Genomic DNA, 21,692 nt, shown 5'->3' with positions numbered 1-21,692 from the left:
TTATGGAAAAATATATCATAAAACTTGTTGGTACTTATCTTAACATTTTAAGTTATGTGTCACCAGATTATGCGGCCAATAAAGCACTCCATTTATTTTCAAAACCACGTAAAGGAAAGTTAACATCAAAACACGATGCTTTTTTAAATACTGCAAAAAAAGAGTTTTTACGGTATGACGATTTAAGAATTGCCACCTACCATTGGAAAGGAGATAAAGCAACCATTCTCTTAGTGCATGGCTGGGAAAGTAATTCTGCTCGCTGGAAACGAAAAATAGACACTTTTGTAGAAGAAGGCTTTAATGTCATTGCCTTAGATGCGCCAGCTCATGGTGCTTCAGGTAGCAAGTTTTTTAATGCACTGCTCTATGCTGAGTTTATTAATGTTGTCTCAAAAAAACACCAACCTCAAATCGTTATTGGACATTCTGTTGGTGGTATGGCTTTGGTGTTTTATCAACAAAAATATCAATTAGATTCCATTCAAAAAATGGTGTTGCTTGGAGCGCCTTCAGAATTTGAAGGCGTCTTAAAAAATTACATCAACCTTTTGGGTTATAATAAAAACATTGAAAAAGGTTTAAACAGGGTAATCATCAATCGTTTTGGAGCAGCTCCTACAGAATTTTCTACATCCAAATTTGCTAAAGACATAAGTGCTAAAGGACTTATTATTCATGACATGAAAGATCCTATTATTCCTTTTTCTGATGCAAAACTTATCAAATTAAACCTTAGAAATAGCAGGTTAATTTCCACAAAAGGCTTAGGACATTCACTTAATAACACCAAGGTTACCAAAAGCATTGTTGACTTTATAAAAAGCTAATAATTATACTATTTTTGCCTTATGGAAGAAAAACTAACACGACTCAACAAGTATTTAAGTGAAGCTGGCTATTGCTCTCGTAGAGCAGCCGATAAACTTATTGAAGAAGGACGTGTAACTATTAATGGTACTGTTCCTGAAATGGGAACTAAAGTTTCCGAAAATGACGTGGTGGCTGTTGATGGTGAAATCGTTAAAAACAAAGAAGTTAAGCGCACCTATTTAGCTTTTAACAAACCTGTTGGCATTGTTTGTACAACAGATACAAGCGTTGAAAAAGATAATATCATTGACTATATTAATTATCACAAACGTATTTTTCCAATTGGACGGTTAGATAAACCAAGTGAAGGATTAATTCTGTTAACTGATGATGGAGACATTGTCAATAAAATTCTAAGGGCTAGCAACAATCACGAAAAGGAATATGTAGTGACTGTTGACAAACCCATCTCACAAACTTTTGTAAAAAGAATGTCTGGTGGCATTTATTTGGAAGATTTAGATCAAACCACAAAAAAGTGTAAGGTCAAGAAAATCAATTCACATACGTTCAGCATTATTTTAACCCAAGGATTAAATAGACAAATACGTAGAATGTGCGAATATTTAAATTATGAAGTTACCAAATTACAGCGCACAAGAATTATGAATATTCCTTTAGACGTTCCTGTTGGAAGCTACAGAGAGTTAACATCAAACGAATTAAAAACGCTTAACGAATTACTAAGTGATTCAACAAAAATTCACAAATCTCACATACAAAACACGAATAAATTTTCTTCAAATCGAAGGAATCGTAAGCACTAGAATAACTAATAGAACTATTTATCTATTGTGAACATAAATTGTATGCAACAAAAAATGTAAATTTACGCTATAAACGAAATCAATGATACAAATTTCACCTTTTCACTTGGCAATCCCTGTATGGAATTTAGACACTTGCAGAACATTTTACAGAGATACGCTTGGTTGCGTTGAAGGACGCAGTAGCGACCATTGGGTAGATTTTGATTTTTTTGGACATCAGCTGGTGATTCATTACAAAGAAAAATTTACAGATGATCTACACACCAATCCTGTAGATGGAAAGAATGTTCCCGTACCTCATTTTGGGGTGGTACTTCCTTGGGATACGTTTCAAACCTTTGCTGAATCATTAAAAACTAAAGGCATCGAATTTATTATTGAACCTTATATTAGGTTTGAAGGTCTAGTTGGTGAACAAGCCACTATGTTTTTTTTAGATCCTTCAGGAAATGCTTTAGAGTTTAAAGCCTTTAAAGACATGAGTCAACTATTTGCTAAATAATTAATCCTTACCATGAAAAAAATCATCTTCCTTTTAGTCGCTTTTTGTTTCAGTTTTACTTCTTATAGTCAACGTGTTTACACAGATTATGGTGCTATTGATATTCAAAAATATGAGTTTCATATTTCTGTAAATGACAATAATAATGACATGCAAGGAGCATCTAAAGTCAACCTCATCGCTACCTCAAATTTAGAGCGCTTTAAATTAGACTTAGAAAATACCGATGAGACAGATAAAGGAATGATGGTAACCTCAGTTTCTGAAAATGGAAATCCTGTAAAATTTGAACATCAAAACAACGTACTTACCATTTTTAGCAATGTAACTTCTGGTGAGCAAAAAACATTCACTATTACATATCATGGAGTTCCAAAAGATGGCTTGGTAATTTCTAAAAACAAATATGGCGACCGTACTTTTTTTGGCGATAATTGGCCAAATAGAGCACATCAATGGCTACCAACAGTCGATCATCCTTCAGACAAGGCTTTGGTAGAATGGCATGTAACAGCTCCTTCACATTATCAAGTTGTTGGAAATGGAACCCAAGTTGAAGAAACCGATTTAGATAATCAAAACACCTATTATGTTTGGAAAACAGATGTACCCATTCCTACCAAAGTAATGGTAATTGGTATTGCGCGTTTTGCAGTACAGCATATAGGCGAAACCAATAATATTCCTATTTCTTCTTGGGTATATCCACAAAATAAGGACGCTGGTTTCTACGATTATGCTATGGGAAAAGACATTCTAAACTTCTTTATAGAACATGTTGGTCCTTATCCTTATTCAAAATTGGCGAACGTACAGTCTAAAACACGTTTTGGTGGTATGGAAAATGCGAGTAATATTTTCTATTTTGAAAACTCGGTGAGTGGTGAGCGTAAAATTGAAAACCTCATCGCACATGAAATTGCACACCAATGGTTTGGAAATTCAGCATCAGAAAGCGATTGGACTCATGTTTGGTTAAGTGAAGGATTTGCAACTTATTTTACCAACTTATATGTTGAAAAAATGAAAGGCAGAGATGCTTTTTTAGAATTAGTTCATGAAAATCGTGATGCAATTATTAAGTTTTCCAAGACACAATTAACACCTGTGTTAGATTCCAATACAAAAAGTTTAATGCGACTGCTCAATACCAACTCCTATCAAAAAGGTGGCTGGATACTACATATGTTACGTAAAAAAGTAGGTGATGTTCCTTTTTGGAATAGCATAAGAGCTTACTACAAAAAGTATGCTTTAAAAAATGCATCGAGTGACGATTTAAAAAATGTGTTTGAAGACGTTACCAAACAAGAATTAGACGCCTTTTTTGAGCAATGGTTAGAACAACCTGGACACCCAATTTTAAAAACTTCTTGGAAATCGAACAACAAAACACTAACATTTAACATTGAGCAAACCCAAAAAACTGATGTAGTCTTTGCGTTTCCAATAGAGTTAAAACTTGTGTATGAAGACGACTCTTCGGAAGTAGTGACTTTATCTGTAAAAGATAAAAAGGCTACAGCCAAATTAGATGTAAAAGGAAAAGTTAAAGAGGTGGTTATTGACCCAAATTCTTGGTTGTTGTTTGAAAGTGAAAACTAAAGTTTTTGTTTTTTTAGTTCCCTATTATTTATTGTAACAATTGAGTGTCCACTTGCACGATACCAATGATAATGCCCTTTTGGAAGAGTTTCAAGCAAATCGGCAAAACCTTGATTTATATCAATATGCTCATATAGAATTGTTATTAGTTTTTGTACTTTAAACCGTAATTCTATTTTTTCTTTATTATCTTCTTTTAATGGATAAATTTCATCAAATTGATACTCTCTTTCACTATTAGAAAGTTTAATTCTAAAAGCAACTGCTCCACTGTCTAAAAATCTATAATTATCACACTCTTTATCATCACTACATTTCTTAATAGTTTCTATTCCATTTTCTTTTAGTCTAGACATTACTTTTTCTACAACTTTTTCATCTAGTGGTGTTTTACCCATAATTTCTTTAGACTCAACTCTCCATAAACTTCTCCATGTTCTGTTTAGCCAACTTGTTCGATTTTTTCCTTTCGTTATCTTAGTTATGATATTTCCAGAATATTCACCACTTTCATATTCAATAAGTTCTATAATTTGAGGATAATTTATAACCGAAATCTCATAAACCCTTTTTATCTTTTCTTGACTATACACAAAAAAGGGAATTATTAATAAAAGTAATAGAAAAAGACGATTCTTCATTTTTTAGATTATTTCTTACAAATTTAAAACCATCTTACTTAGTTAAAAACACAAAATGAGCAAACAAGTATTCTCAATTAGGAAAAGATATTTTTACTTATACCTCCAACTCGTTAAATCGGCTCCAGCTGGCGCACTTTCAGCAATACGCTTCATAATTTTAGGAACGTACATACCATTATAACGCAATCTAGATATGGCATTAGGATTTTCATGATCACCATTCCAACAGTGTTCTGCTCTGTCGCCATAATCTACTTCTCCAGCATAATAAGGGTCTGTAGTGCTTTCAAGAAAGTCTTCCATTAAATACACGGCATTGTTAAGATAATAGTTATCCATATCACCACAGTAAATATGTATTTTCCCTTTAAGCTTCTCTCCTACTTTATCCCAATCGCGTTCTAAAATATGTCGTAAATCGTAATTCTCTTTCCAGTATTCGGCAACTTCATGGTTAATGTCGCCTGTGACCTTATCCCAGAGTCTTACAGGATACCCATCGTCACCTTGAGGTGAATAGGTAGCTTCCCAAATATCGTATTGTCCACCAGAACGTGTTTTATCTCCCAACACCAATTCCAGATGATTTGACTCTCTAACCGTAGAACTTATATTTCCTAAATAATCTCTACTTCCTGGAACCTCTACTTTTTTATGTTTACCACCAACAAAATACGCATTTTCATCCTCATAAATATTAGTCAAGCAATAGGCTGCAAAATCAATTGGGTCAGGACATGCTGCAAAACATCCGTTATACTCATCAGGGTATTTTACTTGAACTGCTAAGGCTTCCCAACCTCCTGTAGAACCTCCATACAAAAATCGCGACCAACCTTCACCTTGACCTCTAAACATTTTCTCAATATATGGGATTAACTCATACGTCAATGCATCCCCATAAGGTCCTTGGTTAGCAGAATTCACTGCATACGAATCATCATAATATGGTGTTGGATGCTGAATTTCAATAATCAAGAAACGTGGAAAATCTGGTTCGTTCCAACGCTTATAAAAATCGTAAGCTTCCTGCTGCTGAATAATATTATAACCTTCTACTCCAAATCTTTCAGAATATACAGGTTCTAGGTTTTCATCAGGTGGCGTGGTTCTAAATCCTCCAAAATCTGATGGGAAATGACCTTGAAATACCATAAGCGGATACTTGGCTTCAGGATGTTCATCAAACCCTTTTGGCAATAACACATGAGCTCCTAAATACATATCGCGTCCCCAAAACTCGGATAGTAAGTCTGATTTCATGGTAATATGCTTAATCCATTCGGTATCTTCTGGAGGTACAATTTCTGGAATGACATTATCCATAATTATTTCAAAGTCTTTAAGTCCATTTTCAGTAACCTCAACCTGAATTGGTGTGCTATATAAATTTCCTGGTGAGCGATTCCACTGTTGTCCTTCGCCATTATCCATTGGTAATTTTACAGTATGTCCTGTGGATAAATTAAACGTTTCATATGTATGTAACACTGCCTGCGCATAATAGGTTCCAGGTGCCATATCGCCTAAACTTTGATATGGAAACCCTGAAATAGTTTCGTCAAACACTACTTTTTCGTTAGGTGCTAAACCATCTACATTCATTCCAAAAATGGGCTGCGCATTAAGCCCTTCACTTACTTGAAAACGCGGTTCACGTTCATTATTATCAGCAAACACTAAGAGTAATCTCCCATCGAGAGGTTGATTGTTAGCATCGTTAGAAAACGACACACTTACTGCTACAGAGTTGGTTTTTTTAGTAGTTGATTCACAATTGAAAACAAGAAAACATAATGATAGGGACAGGATTTTAAATAGTCTCATAGGAACACCTTTTTAATTTGTAAAAAAGGTACTCATTTTTTTGATAGAAAAAAATACTGAACAGACTTTTCAACTGCACTCAGGGTGATAGTTACTTTTTACTACGCATTTCTCTTGCTAGCAAGGTGTTTTTAAGAAGCATTGCAATAGTCATTGGTCCAACACCTCCAGGAACTGGTGTAATGTAACTTGCTTTTTTGCTCACACTTTCAAAATCTACATCACCTGCAAGTCTGTAACCTCTTTTTTTCATGTCGTCTGGAACACGTGTAATACCTACATCAATGATAACCACACCATCTTTAACCATATCTCCTGTTAAAAACTCTGAAATACCAATGGCAGCCACAATAATATCAGCACCACGAGTAAAATCAGCAAGATTTTGTGTACGACTGTGTACAACAGTAACTGTTGCATTTCCAGCTTTACGCTTTTGGCTCATTAAAATACTCATAGGGCGACCAACAATGTGGCTACGTCCCATAACAACCACGTTCTTTCCAGAGGTTTCAACATTGTAACGCTCCAGTAATTCTAAAACCCCAAATGGTGTTGCTGGTAAAAAAGATGGTAAATCTAAAGTCATTCTACCTACGTTTGTTGGATGAAATCCATCAACATCTTTATCTGGGTCAACAGCCATTAATACTTTTTGCTCGTCAATATGTTTTGGCAAAGGTAATTGTACAATGAATCCATCAATGTCATCATTGTTATTTAAATTATCGATATGATTTAATAATTCTTCCTCGGTAGTTTCTTCTGGCAAATCAATTAATGTAGAATCGAATCCTATACGCTCACAAGCTTTAACTTTAGCTCCAACATAAGTCATACTAGCACCATCAGTTCCAACTAACACAGCTGCAAGATGTGGTACTTTTTCGCCATTAGATTTCATTGCTGCTACTTGTTCAGCGATTTCATCTTTAATATCGTTACTAACTTTTCTTCCGTCTAGAATTGTCATGTTGTGCTATTTTAAGTTAAATATTATCTTGGCATATTTTTCATCATTTGCATCATTTTTCTTCCGCCACCACCTTGCATCATTTTCATCATCTTACTCATTTGGTTGAATTGCTTTAACAACTGATTTACTTCTTGTACTGATGTTCCAGAACCTTTAGCAACACGTTTTTTTCTACTAGCATTTAAAATGGATGGTGTAGAACGCTCTTCTGGTGTCATTGAATGTATAATAGCTTCAATACCCTTAAAGGCATCATCCTCAATATCAACATCTTTCATCATTTTTCCAGCACCAGGAATCATTCCCATTAAATCCTTCATGCTTCCCATTTTCTTTACTTGCTGGATTTGCTTTAGGAAATCATCAAAACCAAATTGGTTCTTGGCTATTTTCTTTTGAAGTTTACGCGCTTCTTCTTCATCGAATTGTTCTTGTGCACGCTCTACTAACGATACCACGTCTCCCATTCCAAGAATACGCTCCGCCATACGAGAAGGATAGAATACATCAATAGCATCCATCTTCTCTCCTGTCCCAATAAACTTGATAGGTTTATTTACAACCGACTTGATTGATATAGCAGCTCCACCACGTGTATCACCATCAAGTTTTGTTAAGATAACACCTTCAAAATTTAATACATCGTTAAAGGCTTTTGCTGTATTTACAGCATCCTGACCTGTCATTGAATCTACAACAAAAAGAGTTTCCTGAGGTTGTACAGCTTTATGAATGTTAGAGATTTCGGTCATCATAGCCTCATCTACAGCTAAACGACCAGCGGTATCTATAATTACTACGTTAAACCCGTTAGCCTTTGCATGGGCTACACCAGCTTGAGCAATAGCTACAGGATTATTATTACCTCTATCGCTAAAAACCTCAACATTAATTTGCTCACCAACAACATGCAATTGATCGATTGCTGCTGGACGATATACATCACACGCTACCAATAACGGACGTTTCGTTTTTTTGTTCTTTAAGTAGTTAGCAAGCTTTCCTGAAAATGTTGTTTTACCAGAACCCTGTAAACCAGACATTAAAATCACTGAAGGTGTTCCTGAAAGATTAATCCCTGCGGCATCGCCACCCATTAATTCGGTTAGCTCGTCCTTAACGATTTTAACCATTAATTGCCCTGGCTGTAATGTTGTTAATACATTTTGACCTAAAGCTTTTTCTTTTACCCTATTGGTAAACTCTTTAGCAATTTTAAAGTTAACATCGGCATCTAAAAGCGCTCTTCTTACTTCTTTTAAAGTTTCAGCTACATTTACTTCGGTGATACTTCCATGACCTTTTAAGACGTGGAGTGCTTTATCTAACTTATCGCTTAAATTATTAAACATATTCTACTTCTAATTTTGAGAAATGCAAATTTAATAATTTGAAGCGTATAATAGAAGTTATAACATCATAAAAAAGGGTTGCAATTAAATTGCAACCCTTTTTGTTTAACCAATAACTAAAAACAACTAAAGCTTTTTTGAAAGCTCGTATATTATTATGTCTTTACAGACATTCTCTTTCTATAATTAATTCTACATTATCATTAACAAGTACCATACGTTCTGCACCACATTCAACAACCACCCAATCTTTGTTGAAAGGCTCGAAAGGACTTGCTATTTGACTAATGCTTATTACTACACCTGTTCCTGTTCCTGCACTAGTTGACCATGTACCAACAGTTTCATTTCCTGAGGCATCTTTGATAACTAAGTTTTGATTTGCGTTGAAATAGAAATCGTAACCATTAAAATCGTTACTACTATTAATTGTAACTGGTATCCAATGACAATTCTCTTCTACTAAATATGAATCTACCATCTCTTCTGTACAGTCATCACTACAATCCTCTACATAAAGTACAGCGAAGAAAATTTCGTATCTATTTGTTCCTGCCAAAGTCACTCTAACCCAAATAGGTTGTTGATTGTTTGTGTTTGTATATTCTGATGGTAAAGCATTTACATTATCGTGCGCATCTGCTTCACTTAAATGGAATGTAATTTCTACATCATCATTTGGACATTCATCATAAACATCATTTAAATTAAATGTTGCTATTCCGTCAAACTCAACACTATCATCACAAATAACTACATCTTTATTCTCGAAACAGTCAAATGGACTATCGCATTCTTTTTCAAAGACTATATAATAATCATCACGAATTACTTTAATTCTATCATCATCACATTCATAAATTTTCCAATAACCAGATAAGTCATTATATGGTACAGGTAATTCTAAAATTAATTTAATACCATAATCTGTTAGAGCTACTTCCCAAGTCCCTGAAACTTCAATATTGTTTTCTCTATCTACTACCATTACACTACCGTCGTCACTAAACATAAAGTTAGGATATTGTGTATTACTAAATACATTTGTACCAGCAAACCATGAGCAGTCTATTAAATTTCTTTTTATTTCTTGTGCAGTACAATCTGGTTCATCTTCGCAACGTTGCTTTAATACCATTGTAGTATCATTTGCGCCAGCTGTATCTCCTTCTCTTAAAAGTTCAAATCTATCATCGTCACATTCTTTTATTAACCACTCGCCGCTTAAATCTTCATCAAAAGCATTTAATTCTGTAATATTTAGAACAACGCCATTGTCTGTTTCTCTAGTATTCCATTCTCCATACACAGTCATTGATCCATCTGGATTAAGAATTTTTAAAGAATTATTTTCCATAAAAACAAGGTGGTAAGGTCTTAAATGATCGTCGCTATTATATGTAAATATTTTCCAATAACATTCCATTAAATCTTCATCTACTTCTTCCTTATCACAATCTTCATATTCATTACACATATCATCTGCCTCATTTATAATGTTTCCTAACTCTTCATTATTAAAAACTTCGACTATTTCACCATTAGCAAAAATCATTTTCACAGGAAAGTTTAAGCTTGCCAAAATAGCTTCATCTGCATCGTCTATTCTTTCCATGAATTGATATAATTCTCTATCATTCTCTATAACAACAGTTTCAATCACTTGAAAATCTGTATTGTAAATCGAGAATGAAATTGGATATTTAAAGTCCACACATTCAATAACCTCTTCTGTATCGCATCTATCTATAAAGTCTTCTAGCTGATCCATATTCTCAATAACCACTTCTGTATGGTCATTTAAAATAATCGTAATTGGAAAGATAAATTCTAAAGTGTCATCATCATCATTAAATTCATCAAAAACATCCTCAATATAATCTAGGTCTTCTTCAGTTTCAATAGTAATTGTTATACCGTTCACGACAATAGTCACTGGTAAATTCACCGACAAGCAATTAGCATTGTCCATAATATCGTCAGTAGTTCCATTATTAGAAGATGTAGATTTCATTAATCCAGCCAAGGTAGATTGTGGAGCTATAACTTGGTCTTCGTTAGGTTGCGTAATCTGGATTACTTCTTCTTGACACGAAGAAAAAGTTAAAAGGGCAAAAAAGGCTAATAATAGCGTGTAGTTTAGTTTCGTTTTCATAATGTAGGTTTTCGTTTTATACATTTTTCTTATAAAACAACTAAACTTTAAAAACTCCTACCCTCATATTTCTTTTTTTTTATTTTTACCACACCAAGATATTTTAATGAGTAAAGATATAAGTGACAATATTTGCAACGAACGATTGTTTTCAAGCCTTTTTGAAAAGCATTCAAAAAACCTACACGATTTTTTGTACTATAAATTTGGTGAGCATTTTAATCCGAAAGACAAAGTACAAGAAGCCTTTATTAAATTATGGGAACATTGTGGTAAAGTAACTCCTAGCAAAGCTAAGTCCTTTTTATTTACGGTTGCCAATAATTTAATGCTTAATGAAGCTTCACATCAAAAAGTAGTTTTAAAGTATCAAAAAACAAAGCCTAAAACGCATACCAATGAAACTCCCGAATTTATTTTAGAAGGAAATGAGTACATGGATAAACTGCAAAAGGCAATTGCAAATTTAAGTGAAGCCCAACGAACTGCTTTTTTACTTAATAGAATTGAAGGCAAAAAACATAGAGAAATTGCTGTGCTTTTAGATATTTCTCAAAAGGCTGTTGAAAAACGAATTTATGGTGCACTAAAAAAATTAAGAGAAGATATTAAAGAAATTTAAAAAGAGGTAGGAGTTTTTTAAAGTAGATTGTTATATAGGTGTAATTAATATTATGGAACGCGAAGAATTAATAAAGAAATGGTTAAATAATGAGTTAAATCCTCAGGAACTTGAAGCTTTTAAAAAGCTTAAAGATTATAAGGAATTGACAACTCTTTCAAACAATCTAACTCGATTTAAAGCTCCTGAATACAATGTTCAGGAAGGGCTTAATACTGTCTTGCAAAATATTAACACCTCTAAAAAAGAATCCAAAACACATTGGTTACGTCCAGTTTTAAGAATTGCTGCGATATTTGCAATTTCTTTCTCTGTGTATTATTACACAACAACTTTAGACACCAATATTAACACGCTTGCAGCTCAAAAAACTACTATTGAATTGCCAGATGCCTCGAATGTTTCACTAAACGCTAAATCTCATTTAGTCTATAATAAGAGTCGTTGGGATAAACATCGTGATGTGACTTTAGAAGGTGAAGCATTTTTTAAAGTGGCCAAAGGATCTACTTTTAATGTAAAAACAAAACACGGTATCGTTACCGTTTTAGGAACAGAATTTAACGTTAAGCAACGCGACGATTATTTTGAAGTAATTTGTTACGAAGGTTCCGTTAAAGTAACTCATAATAGTGACATTGTAATACTTAAACCTGGAAATAGCTTTTTAAAAATTGATGGGAAATTAATTGCTAAAGAAAAAGAAACATCGTTATATCCTTCGTGGATTAATAATGAAAGCTACTTTAAAAGTATGCCTTTCGAGTACGTAATTCGTGAATTCGAAAGGCAATACAATGTGTCTATAAACCCTCAAAACATAGATTTAAAACAATTATTTACTGGAAGTTTTAGCCATAACAATTTAGAAGTGGCATTAAAAGAAATAACGCTACCTTTAGATGTAACTTATAATTTTAAAAACAAATCCACCATAGAATTAACACGTGACTAGAACAACATTACGTTTTCTATACATTGTTTTACTTTTCTTTAGTTTTTTGACGGTTTCTGCTCAAACAAATAAAGAAACAATTCCTCTTATTGATTTTTTAAAGCAAATTGAAAAACAACATAATGTTTCTTTTACATATGCTGATGCCAATGTAAAAAATACAACAATAGCAAAACTATCTACAGAATTATCACTTAAAGATCTTTTAAATTATATTTCTAAACATACAAATCTATACTTTGAAACTTTAAATGATAAAATTCTAATTATTAAAAAAGAAGAAGATAAAAAGGAGTTAAAATCATTTAAAACACAATACTTAGAACAAGTTGTAATAAGTAACTACTTAACTAAAGGCATCTCTCTGAGCAACGATGGTTCTACGAACATTAAACCAGAATCATTTGGGATATTACCAGGACTTATCGAACCAGATGTGTTACAGACGGTACAGTCACTTCCTGGAGTTATTAGCGTAGATGAACGGGTTTCCAACGTTAATATTCGTGGAGGCACTCATGACCAAAATTTAATGCTTTGGGATGGTATTAAAATGTATCAATCTGGTCACTTTTTTGGTTTAATTTCTGCATTTAATCCTTATTTAACAGAAACTGTTAGTGTCTCAAAAAATGGTACAAGTGCTATGTATGGTGATGGTGTATCTAGCGTTATTGATATGCAATCGTCTAACACCATTAGTGAAAAATCAATTGGTGGTGGAGGTTTTAACTTTATAAATGGTGATGCTTATGCAAAAGTACCGTTGAGTAAAAAAATGGAGATACAACTTTCGGCAAGACGCTCTCTTACAGATTTAATTGCTACACCAACTTATGATCAATACTTTAAACGTATTTTTCAAGATACAGACCTTACCAACAATCAAAACAACAATTCTGTATCAAAAGATGAACGTTTTTATTTTTATGATGCTACTGTAAAATTTTTGTACGATCTCTCTAAAAAGGACAAGATAAGAGCTAACTTTTTAAACGTCTTCAATAACCTTAACTACAACGAGCAATCTAGAGTAAATAATGTAGATGAAGAGTTAAACAGCAGTATTACACAAAGTAATATTGCAGCTTCAGTTGATTATACTAGAGACTGGAACTCTCAATTTACTACTTCTATTCAAGCCTATGCTTCAAAATATAATTTAGATGCCACCAATTTTGATGTCTTAAATAACCAACGACTCATACAAGAAAATCAAGTATATGATAATGGCATTAAAACACAAATAAATTATCAGTTTAATGATAATTTGAAATTGAAAAGTGGTTATCAATTTTCAGAGGTTGGTGTTAGTAATTTAGAAGATGTTAATAACCCTGTTTTTAGAAGCTATATTAAAGAAGTTATTCGAACGCATTCAATATTTAGTGAGCTGGATTTTTCATCAAATTCTAAAGGCACATTGTTGAAATTTGGAGTTAGAGGCAACTATTTTGAAAAATTCTCTAAAACACGTTTTGAACCTCGATTTAGTTTTAATCAACGGTTTTTAAGCAACTTTAGATTTGAACTTCTTGGAGAATTAAAAAGTCAAACAACATCACAAATTATTGACTTACAAAATGATTTTTTAGGTATCGAAAAAAGACGTTGGGTACTAGCAAACAACAATGATATTCCAATAATTGAAAGCAAGCAAATTTCTACTGGAGTAAGGTTTAATAAAGACAGATGGTTATTAAGTGTTGATGCCTTTATTAAAAAAGTAGATGGCATTAATACAAGAAGTCAAGGGTTTCAAAATCAATTTCAATTTGTAAATACTATAGGAAATTATCAAATTAAAGGTTTAGATTTTTTAATTAACAAACAATTTGATAGAACTAGTATTTGGTTTAGTTATTCGTATAGTAAAAATGACTATATGTTTAAAGACCTTAACCTTGGCAATACATTTCCAAATAATGTAGATATAACACACGCATTAACTTTTGCAGGCACATACAGCACAAACAAATTTAAGTTTGCTTTAGGCTTTAATTGGAGAACAGGCAAGCCTTATACTATACCAGACACTACAAACCCAAATACCAACAATACTATAAACTATGCGTCTCCAAATAGCAGTAATATTGAGGACTATTTAAGAACTGATTTTTCAACAACTTATACCTTTAAGGTTGCTAATAATACTAATGCGATTGCTGGTTTTTCAATATGGAACCTACTCAACAAAGAAAACATTATCAATACCTACTATATCATTGATAGTGACGACAATATATCAAAAATAGAAAATTCATCACTTGGCATCACTCCAAACTTTAGTTTTAGGATACACTTTTTGTAATTTGAAAATCATTTAAAATAAACTACCTTAGCTTAGCCTTCTAATTTATTCTATTTAACTACTGCTTTTAATTAATTTAATAAAAGTCTCTTGGCATGAATTCTAAAACCAACACACTTAAGCACCAGTTTTTAATCATTTTTATTTCTTTTATTTTTTCTTCAACCTCTGTCTTTTCCCAAGGGTTTGAAGGATACTATCGCACACCAACTATACATGAAAACACTGTTATATTTGCAGCTGAAGGCGATTTATGGAGCGTTCCATTAAACGGCGGACTTGCTCAAAGACTAACCACTCATGCCGAAGAAGAATTTAACCCAGCCATTTCTCCTGACGGAAAAACCATTGCGTTCTCTGCTAGTTATGAAGGCCCCGTTGAAGTATATACCATGCCAATTACAGGTGGATTACCAATGCGATGGACTTACGAAAGTGATGCTTCCCTTGTTAATATGTGGACACCAAATGGCGAAATTGTTTACGACACAAGAGCTTTTGCTACCTTACCAGACAGACAGTTGGTAACTATTAATACACAAACCAAAGAGAAACAAAGAGTACCTTTACATCAAGCTAGTGAAGCAACTTATAATCCATCAGGAAATACGGTGTTTTTTGTTCGTCCTTCATATCATGGTAATGTAACTAAGCGTTATAAAGGTGGAACTGCAAGACAAATATGGAAATTTACCAATGGAAGTAAAGAAGCTATAAAATTAACCACCGATTATACTGGTGGAAGTCATCATCCAATGTGGTATAACAATCGTGTCTATTTTATTACAGATAGAGATGGTACCATGAATATTTGGTCCATGGACGAAAATGGTAGCGACTTAAAACAACACACTAGGCATGAAGGTTTTGATGTCCGCTATGCTAAACAACACAATGGCAATATTGTTTACCAATTAGGCGCAGATATTTGGCACTATAATGTTGCTTCTAATGCAACCAAAAAAGTTAATATTAGACTTCAATCAGATCTTGATCAACTTCACGAAAAATGGGTTGAAAATCCATCTAGTTACATTACCTCTGTTTTTCCTGATAAGAAAGGAGAACGTATTGTTATTACTGCTAGAGGTCGTGCTTTTATTGCTCCAGTAAAATCAGGTAGATTTGTAGAATTTACACATCAAAAAGATGTACGTTACCGAGACGCTATATTTTCTTCCGATAGTAAAAACATCTACACCTTATCGGATGAAAGTGGTGAATTTGAGTTTATAAAAATAGATGCGCATGGAAAAGATAAACCGCAACACATTACAAAAGATGGCAACGTATTAAGATTTGCAGGAATGCCTTCTCCAGACGGCAAATGGATGGCTTATAATGATTTAGAAAATAACCTGTTTATACTAAATCTTGCCAATGGTAGAAGTAAAAAAATATCAACAAATGAAGAAGGTATTTACGATTTCTCTTGGTCACCAGATAGTAAATGGTTAGCATTTACACAATCTGCCAATAATACTATGGCACAAATTTTAGTACATGGTTTAGATGCCAATGACACTTTCCCAATAACAACAGACAGAGCTAATAGTTTAAACCCTAAATGGAGTCTAGATGGAAAGTTTATTTACTTTATTTCTGATAGAAATTTTAGAACACTAGTTGGATCACCTTGGGGACCACGACAACCAGAACCTTATTTTGATATTAGTGAGAAAATATATCATATTGCTTTACAAAAAGGCACTCGATCACCTTTTAGAGAGCATGATGAGTTAATTTTGGAATCATCAAAAGAAGAAGAATCTAAAGAACCTGTGTCTATTAAAATTGATAAAAATGGTATTATACAACGCATTGAAGAAGTTCCAGTTCCTCCAGGGAACTATAGAAATTTGGAAGTAAACAACAAGGCCTTATACTTTTTATCAAGCTCAACTGGTGCCAATTCACAAACAAATTTAGCAGTGGTAAAAATTGGAAACGACAATGTAAAAGTTAATACCATAACAGAACGTATAAGAAACTATCAATTAACAGGAAATGGGAAAAAATTGCTCATTAGAAAAGGAAGTAGCTTCTATATGGTAAATGCTGGCACTGAAAAAATAGGAGATTTAAATAGTGGTAAGATTGATTTAAGTGGTTGGAAATTTGCCATTACGCCTTTAGAAGATTGGAAGCAAATTTTTACTGATGCGTGGCGTATGGAGCGTGATTATTTTTACGATAAAAATATGCATGGCGTTGATTGGAAAAAAATGCATGACAAGTACTACCCTTTAATAAATCGTGTTACTACTAGAAATGAATTATCAGATCTTATTGGTCGCTTTGTTGGGGAACTTTCTGCTTTACACACAAGTGTTAGAGGTGGAGATACTCGAAACGATAGCTCGAATATTCCTGTAGCAAATTTAGGCGCTCGCTTTAGTAGAAACACTGATGGATATCGTATCGATTATATTTATAAGGCCGATCCAGATTATCCAGACACAAAATCTCCACTAGATGATCCTTATTTAGATGTAAGAGTTGGAGATATTATTACACATATTAATGGTAAACCATCATTAGAATCGATAGACATTGGTGAACTCATTAGAAATCAAATTGGCAAACAAGTAAAGCTTAGTATCAGAAGAGAAAACAATAGTAAGGATGTAATTGTGAAGCCTATTGGAAGCATGTACAGTTTACGCTATAAAGATTGGGAGTACTCTAGGCGATTAATTACTGAAAAAGAAAGCAATAACAACATTGGTTATGTGCATTTACAAGCCATGGGAAGTAACGATATTAATCAATGGTATAGAGAGTTTTATCCTGTTTTTGACAGACCAGGATTAATTATTGATGTTCGCCATAATAGAGGTGGAAATATAGAAAGTTTTATACTTGAAAAACTATTACGTAAAGCTTGGATGTATTGGAAATCTCGTTCAGGAAAGCCTTACTGGAATATGCAATATGCCTTTAGAGGTCACATTGTTATTTTGGTAGATGAAAACACCGCATCAGATGGCGAAGCTTTTGCTGACGGATTTAAAAAACTCGGATTGGGAACAGCAATAGGCATGCGTACTTGGGGAGGCGAAATTTGGTTAAGTAGTGTTAATAGATTAACTGATAATGGATTAGCAAGAGCACCTATGATGGGGGTTTATGGTGACAATGGAGAGTGGTTAATTGAAGGACATGGCTTTGTCCCAGATATTGAAGTAGATAATCTACCTCACGCTACTTTTAATGGTAAAGATGCGCAATTAGAAGCAGCAATAAAGCACCTAAAAGAATTGATTGCTAAAGACCCGAGAGAGGTACCTCCGGTTCCTCCTTATCCTAATAAATCTTTTAAAAATGATTAGTTAAAAAAAGTAAAATAAACATACTAGTAACTCATAAAATTTGTACATTTATTTTATGTTTTTTACAAAACGTATCACATCTCTTTTTTTAAGTTTTTCACTTATAGCTTGTTGTATTACCTTTCAAGCTAACACTGTATTTACAAAAGCAAATACTGTAAATACTTCTTGGGTAATTACTAACCTTAAGCAATCTTTAAGTGAGAATACCTATCGAATCAACTTAAAAGAAGTTCATGGAATTTTTAAAAACAATTTCTCTATTTTCAATTTTAAATGTTGTTTGAAGCATCATGATATGTTATGTGATGTTGAATATAAAAAAACCACATATTTACACTTACCATTACAACTAAAATCCATTAAAATTTTACAAAAACAATCCAATCTAAAGGCAGATACTTTCATAGGTTAATTACACTTTAACTTTATTCAATCTACACCAAATTCTTGGAGGTAGATATTATATCATCTTATAAAATAACCTATGCAAAAATTTAAACGTTTTTTGCGCTTATTCCTATTTTTACTTCTAATTGGAATGGCTTCAATATTACCTATACCAATAGTTTACTACGGCAAAGACAATTTACCAAAAAACTTGACTGAGCTAGTCGAAAAAAACACAGATGACGATGATAACGAAGATATTAAGAAACTTTTTTAGAAGGCATCATTCTTTGGCTTTACAAGAAAAAACTGCTACTTTCGTTTACCTATACTGAAATTTTATGGCAAAGAAAAAAACTAAGCAAGTTTTTAAAATAGTATTAATAACCGCATCCATATCCTCACTATTCTTTGTTCCATGGTTATTAGTAAAAGCATGGATACTACCGCTACCAGATACAGTTCAAGAACAATTAGATCAAGCTATTGGTTATGGATTTGAAGGAATGATTGTTTATGTAGATCAAGCTGACCAACCTCCTCAATACTTTGCTTCAGGTTGGCATAATAGAGAATCTAAAATACCTGCAAAACCTAAAGCACTATTTAAGATTGCAAGTATTAGTAAATTATATGATGCTATAGCGGTTACCAAATTGGTAAATGATGGACGCCTATCTCTAGATAAAACAATTGCTGATTATTTACCAGAACTTACAGGAAGAATCGAAAACGCTGAAAAAATTACTTTAAGGTTGATGATACAGCATAGAAGTGGTATTCCTAATTTTACCGATGCTCCTAATTTTTGGGCAGCACCAACAGAAACCTATGAAGAAGGTCTTGCTTTGATTCTGGATAAGCCTGCTAATTTTGAACCTAATGAAGATTATGAATATTGCAACACGAATTATCTTTTAATTAATAAGATAATGGATGATGTACTGGGTTATGACAATTTTAAATTCATTCAAAACGAGATTTTAAAACCGTTACATCTTAACAATACCTTTGGTTCGCTTAATGAAGTGAATATTGATGATGTAATGAGTGGTTATCATGTAGGGCATCCCTCTGATTTAAAAACTGACGAACATGGTATGCTAGCCACAGCGGAAGACGTGGGTACTTTTTTAAGAGCTTTAAACGATGGATCCCTATTCAAACCTGGAGAACAAGAAATATACAATTCCATTTACGAGTACGAGCATGCAGGTTGGGTTCCAGGATACCAAAGTTTTGCTAAATATTATAAGGATCTTGATGCTGTTATTATTGCGTTTTATAATACAACTGACCCTAAACTGTACAATTGGAATTTATCAGAAATTATTAATAATAGAATTGCTAAAATTCTGAAAAGGCAAAAAAGTTTATAAAACCCTTTTTTACAACATAAAACTACATACGTTCAGGCACATTAATACCAAGTAAAGCAAACGCATTTTTAATGGTATTGGCTACCGTTTTAGATAATTGTACCCTAAACACTTTCTCGCTTTGATTCTCAGTACCTAAAATTGATACATTTTGGTAAAACGAATTGAACTCCTTAACCAAATCGTACGTATAATTAGCAATTAATGCAGGACTATGGTTTTGAGCTGCATTCTCTATAACCTCTGGAAATAACTGTAACTGTTTAACAAGTTCTTTTTCTTTTTCATGGAGCAACATATCTTCTGCTCTAAAAGTGGCATTTGTATCAAAGTCCGCTTTACGTAATATAGCTTGTATTCTAGCATAGGTGTATTGAATAAAAGGTCCTGTATTTCCTTGAAAATCTACCGATTCTTTTGGGTCAAACAAAATGCGTTTTTTAGGATCTACCTTTAAAATAAAATACTTTAAAGCACCTAGGCCTATAGTATTGTAAATATCTTGTTTTTCTTCTTCAGTGTAACCATCGAGCTTTCCTAAATCCTGAGATAATTCTTTGGCTGTATTAGCCATTTCAACAATTAAATCGTCAGCATCAACAACGGTACCTTCTCTACTCTTCATTTTACCGCTTGGTAAATCTACCATACCATAGCTTAAATGATACAGGTTTTTAGCCCAATCAAACCCAAGTTTTTTAAGTATTAAAAACAAGACTTTAAAGTGATAATCTTGCTCATTACCAACAGTATAAACCATGCCTCCAACATCTGGATAATCCTTAATACGTTGTATAGCTGTACCTATATCCTGTGTCATATATACTGCCGTACCATCTGCTCTCAATACTATTTTTTCATCTAAACCATCTTCGGTTAAATCACACCAAACAGAGCCATCTTCTTTTTTATAAAATACACCACTTTTTAATCCTTCGGCAATGAATTCTTTACCTAATAAATAAGTGTCGCTCTCGTAATAATAACAGTCAAAATCTACACCTAAGTTTTTGTATGTTTCTTCAAAACCATCATACACCCAACCATTCATCATTTTCCATAAAGCAACAACCTCTTCATCTCCTGCTTCCCATTGACGTAGCATGTCTTGTGCTTCTAACAAAATTGGTGCTTCTTTCTTTGCAGTCTCTTCCGTTTTTCCTTCTGAAATTAAATTGGATATCTCTTTTTTATATTCTTGGTCAAACTTCACATAATAATTCCCAACTAGCTTATCTCCTTTTAACTCTGTACTCTCAGGTGTTTCACCTTTACCGTAACGCTTCCAGGCCAACATACTTTTACAAATATGTATCCCTCTATCGTTAATAATTTGGGTTTTATATACTTTATGTCCAGCGGCTTTTAAAACTTCGGCAACACTATATCCTAATAAGTTATTTCTAATATGTCCTAAGTGTAAAGGCTTGTTTGTATTAGGCGAAGAATACTCAACCATAATAGACTCTTTGGTTTGAGGCTTATATCCATAGGTAGAATTATCCTTTATGTTGTTAAAAAAATTCAAATAAAACACATCATCAATAACAAGATTCAAAAAGCCTTTTACTACATTAAACGTCTTTACCTCAGCTACATTTTCTACTAAATAATTACCAAGGTCTTCTCCTAATTGGACTGGATTCATCTTAACGATACGCAACATTGGAAAAGTCACTATCGTTATATCACCTTCAAAATCTTTTCGGGTGGCCTGAAATTCAACGGTTTCTATGTTAGCATGATATAAAGATTGGAATGCCTCTTTAATATGATGAGATAAAGTCTCTTGAATTGTCATTATTACTAAATTTTAAGCTACAAAGATAAAACTTTTACTAAGCTATATAGTATATTTTAAAGTTTTATGCTGAGTGCAAAAACCCTAAAGTAATTATCAAAACTTACTCTATATGTGATTTTAAAAATAAGCGTAACATGCTAATTCATAATATTTTACGCTTTATCGAAAAAATGATAATTAAATAAATGCATTTCA

At 33.1% G+C, this 21,692-nt stretch carries 16 protein-coding genes; 10 read left to right on the top strand and 6 right to left on the bottom strand.

The genetic code is table 11. The features are described 5' to 3' along the window. Window positions 1–2: 2 nt before the first annotated feature. The 4 genes from E5167_RS04565 to E5167_RS04550 all read left to right on the top strand — a co-directional run bounded on the left by E5167_RS04565 (window position 3) and on the right by E5167_RS04550 (window position 3,750). Window positions 3–830, top strand: a complete 828-nt coding sequence (locus E5167_RS04565) for an alpha/beta hydrolase (protein ID WP_136841489.1) — start codon at window positions 3–5, stop codon at window positions 828–830. A 21-nt stretch (window positions 831–851) separates the two neighbouring features. Continuing rightward, window positions 852–1,640, top strand: a complete 789-nt coding sequence (gene rluF, locus E5167_RS04560; protein ID WP_136841487.1) for a 23S rRNA pseudouridine(2604) synthase RluF — start codon at window positions 852–854, stop codon at window positions 1,638–1,640. 82 nt (window positions 1,641–1,722) lie between these two features. Next, window positions 1,723–2,145, top strand: coding sequence for a VOC family protein (locus E5167_RS04555; protein WP_136841485.1), 423 nt, complete (start codon window positions 1,723–1,725; stop codon window positions 2,143–2,145). Between the two features lie 12 nt (window positions 2,146–2,157). Further along, a complete protein-coding gene (locus E5167_RS04550; RefSeq protein ID WP_136841483.1) occupies window positions 2,158–3,750 on the top strand; it encodes a M1 family metallopeptidase in 1,593 nt (530 codons plus the stop codon). Here the strand turns inward: E5167_RS04550 and E5167_RS04545 are convergent. The 5 genes from E5167_RS04545 to E5167_RS04525 form a co-directional block, all read right to left on the bottom strand. Beyond that, window positions 3,747–4,391, bottom strand: coding sequence for a hypothetical protein (locus tag E5167_RS04545; protein WP_136841481.1), 645 nt, complete (start codon window positions 4,389–4,391; stop codon window positions 3,747–3,749). The two genes, E5167_RS04550 and E5167_RS04545, sit on opposite strands and share 4 nt — an antisense overlap. Window positions 4,392–4,484: 93 nt before the next feature. Further along, complete coding sequence (locus E5167_RS04540) at window positions 4,485–6,221, bottom strand: alpha/beta hydrolase-fold protein (protein WP_136841479.1); 1,737 nt, start codon at window positions 6,219–6,221, stop codon at window positions 4,485–4,487. A 91-nt stretch (window positions 6,222–6,312) separates the two neighbouring features. Continuing rightward, window positions 6,313–7,194, bottom strand: a complete 882-nt coding sequence (gene folD / locus E5167_RS04535) for a bifunctional methylenetetrahydrofolate dehydrogenase/methenyltetrahydrofolate cyclohydrolase FolD (protein ID WP_136841478.1) — start codon at window positions 7,192–7,194, stop codon at window positions 6,313–6,315. Window positions 7,195–7,217: 23 nt separating this feature from the next. Beyond that, on the bottom strand, window positions 7,218–8,549 hold the full coding sequence (gene ffh, locus E5167_RS04530) for a signal recognition particle protein (protein WP_136841476.1): 1,332 nt from the start codon (window positions 8,547–8,549) through the stop codon (window positions 7,218–7,220). 163 nt (window positions 8,550–8,712) lie between these two features. Next, window positions 8,713–10,704 carry a hypothetical protein gene (locus E5167_RS04525; RefSeq protein ID WP_136841474.1) on the bottom strand — a complete coding sequence of 664 codons (1,992 nt, stop codon included), beginning with the start codon at window positions 10,702–10,704 and terminating at the stop codon, window positions 8,713–8,715. A 106-nt stretch (window positions 10,705–10,810) separates the two neighbouring features. On the opposite strand from E5167_RS04525, the gene E5167_RS04520 reads away from it, so the two are divergent. The 6 genes from E5167_RS04520 to E5167_RS04500 all read left to right on the top strand — a co-directional run bounded on the left by E5167_RS04520 (window position 10,811) and on the right by E5167_RS04500 (window position 19,693). Next, window positions 10,811–11,326 carry an RNA polymerase sigma factor gene (locus E5167_RS04520; protein WP_136841472.1) on the top strand — a complete coding sequence of 172 codons (516 nt, stop codon included), beginning with the start codon at window positions 10,811–10,813 and terminating at the stop codon, window positions 11,324–11,326. Window positions 11,327–11,378: 52 nt separating this feature from the next. Next, window positions 11,379–12,281 carry a FecR family protein gene (locus E5167_RS04515; RefSeq protein WP_136841470.1) on the top strand — a complete coding sequence of 301 codons (903 nt, stop codon included), beginning with the start codon at window positions 11,379–11,381 and terminating at the stop codon, window positions 12,279–12,281. Next, on the top strand, window positions 12,274–14,592 hold the full coding sequence (locus tag E5167_RS04510) for a TonB-dependent receptor plug domain-containing protein (protein WP_169301374.1): 2,319 nt from the start codon (window positions 12,274–12,276) through the stop codon (window positions 14,590–14,592). Before E5167_RS04515 ends, E5167_RS04510 begins: the two co-directional genes overlap by 8 nt. Window positions 14,593–14,687: 95 nt before the next feature. Continuing rightward, the gene (locus E5167_RS04505; protein ID WP_136841468.1) at window positions 14,688–17,924 is read left to right on the top strand and encodes a S41 family peptidase; all 3,237 of its coding nucleotides are present in this window, start codon (window positions 14,688–14,690) and stop codon (window positions 17,922–17,924) included. A gap of 541 nt (window positions 17,925–18,465) precedes the next feature. Continuing rightward, a complete protein-coding gene (locus E5167_RS15555; RefSeq protein WP_262709575.1) occupies window positions 18,466–18,591 on the top strand; it encodes a hypothetical protein in 126 nt (41 codons plus the stop codon). 64 nt (window positions 18,592–18,655) lie between these two features. Beyond that, a complete protein-coding gene (locus tag E5167_RS04500; RefSeq protein WP_136841466.1) occupies window positions 18,656–19,693 on the top strand; it encodes a serine hydrolase domain-containing protein in 1,038 nt (345 codons plus the stop codon). Between the two features lie 22 nt (window positions 19,694–19,715). Here the strand turns inward: E5167_RS04500 and argS are convergent, their stop codons facing one another. Beyond that, on the bottom strand, window positions 19,716–21,494 hold the full coding sequence (gene argS / locus E5167_RS04495) for an arginine--tRNA ligase (RefSeq protein WP_136841464.1): 1,779 nt from the start codon (window positions 21,492–21,494) through the stop codon (window positions 19,716–19,718). Between the last annotated feature and the right edge of the window lie 198 nt (window positions 21,495–21,692).

The organism is Pontimicrobium aquaticum (genome assembly GCF_005047595.1).
In the GTDB taxonomy this organism is placed as follows: Bacteria; Bacteroidota; Bacteroidia; order Flavobacteriales; family Flavobacteriaceae; genus Pontimicrobium; species Pontimicrobium aquaticum.
Note: the sequence above shows the minus strand (reverse complement) of the source record. Positions and strands in the feature narration are given on the sequence as shown.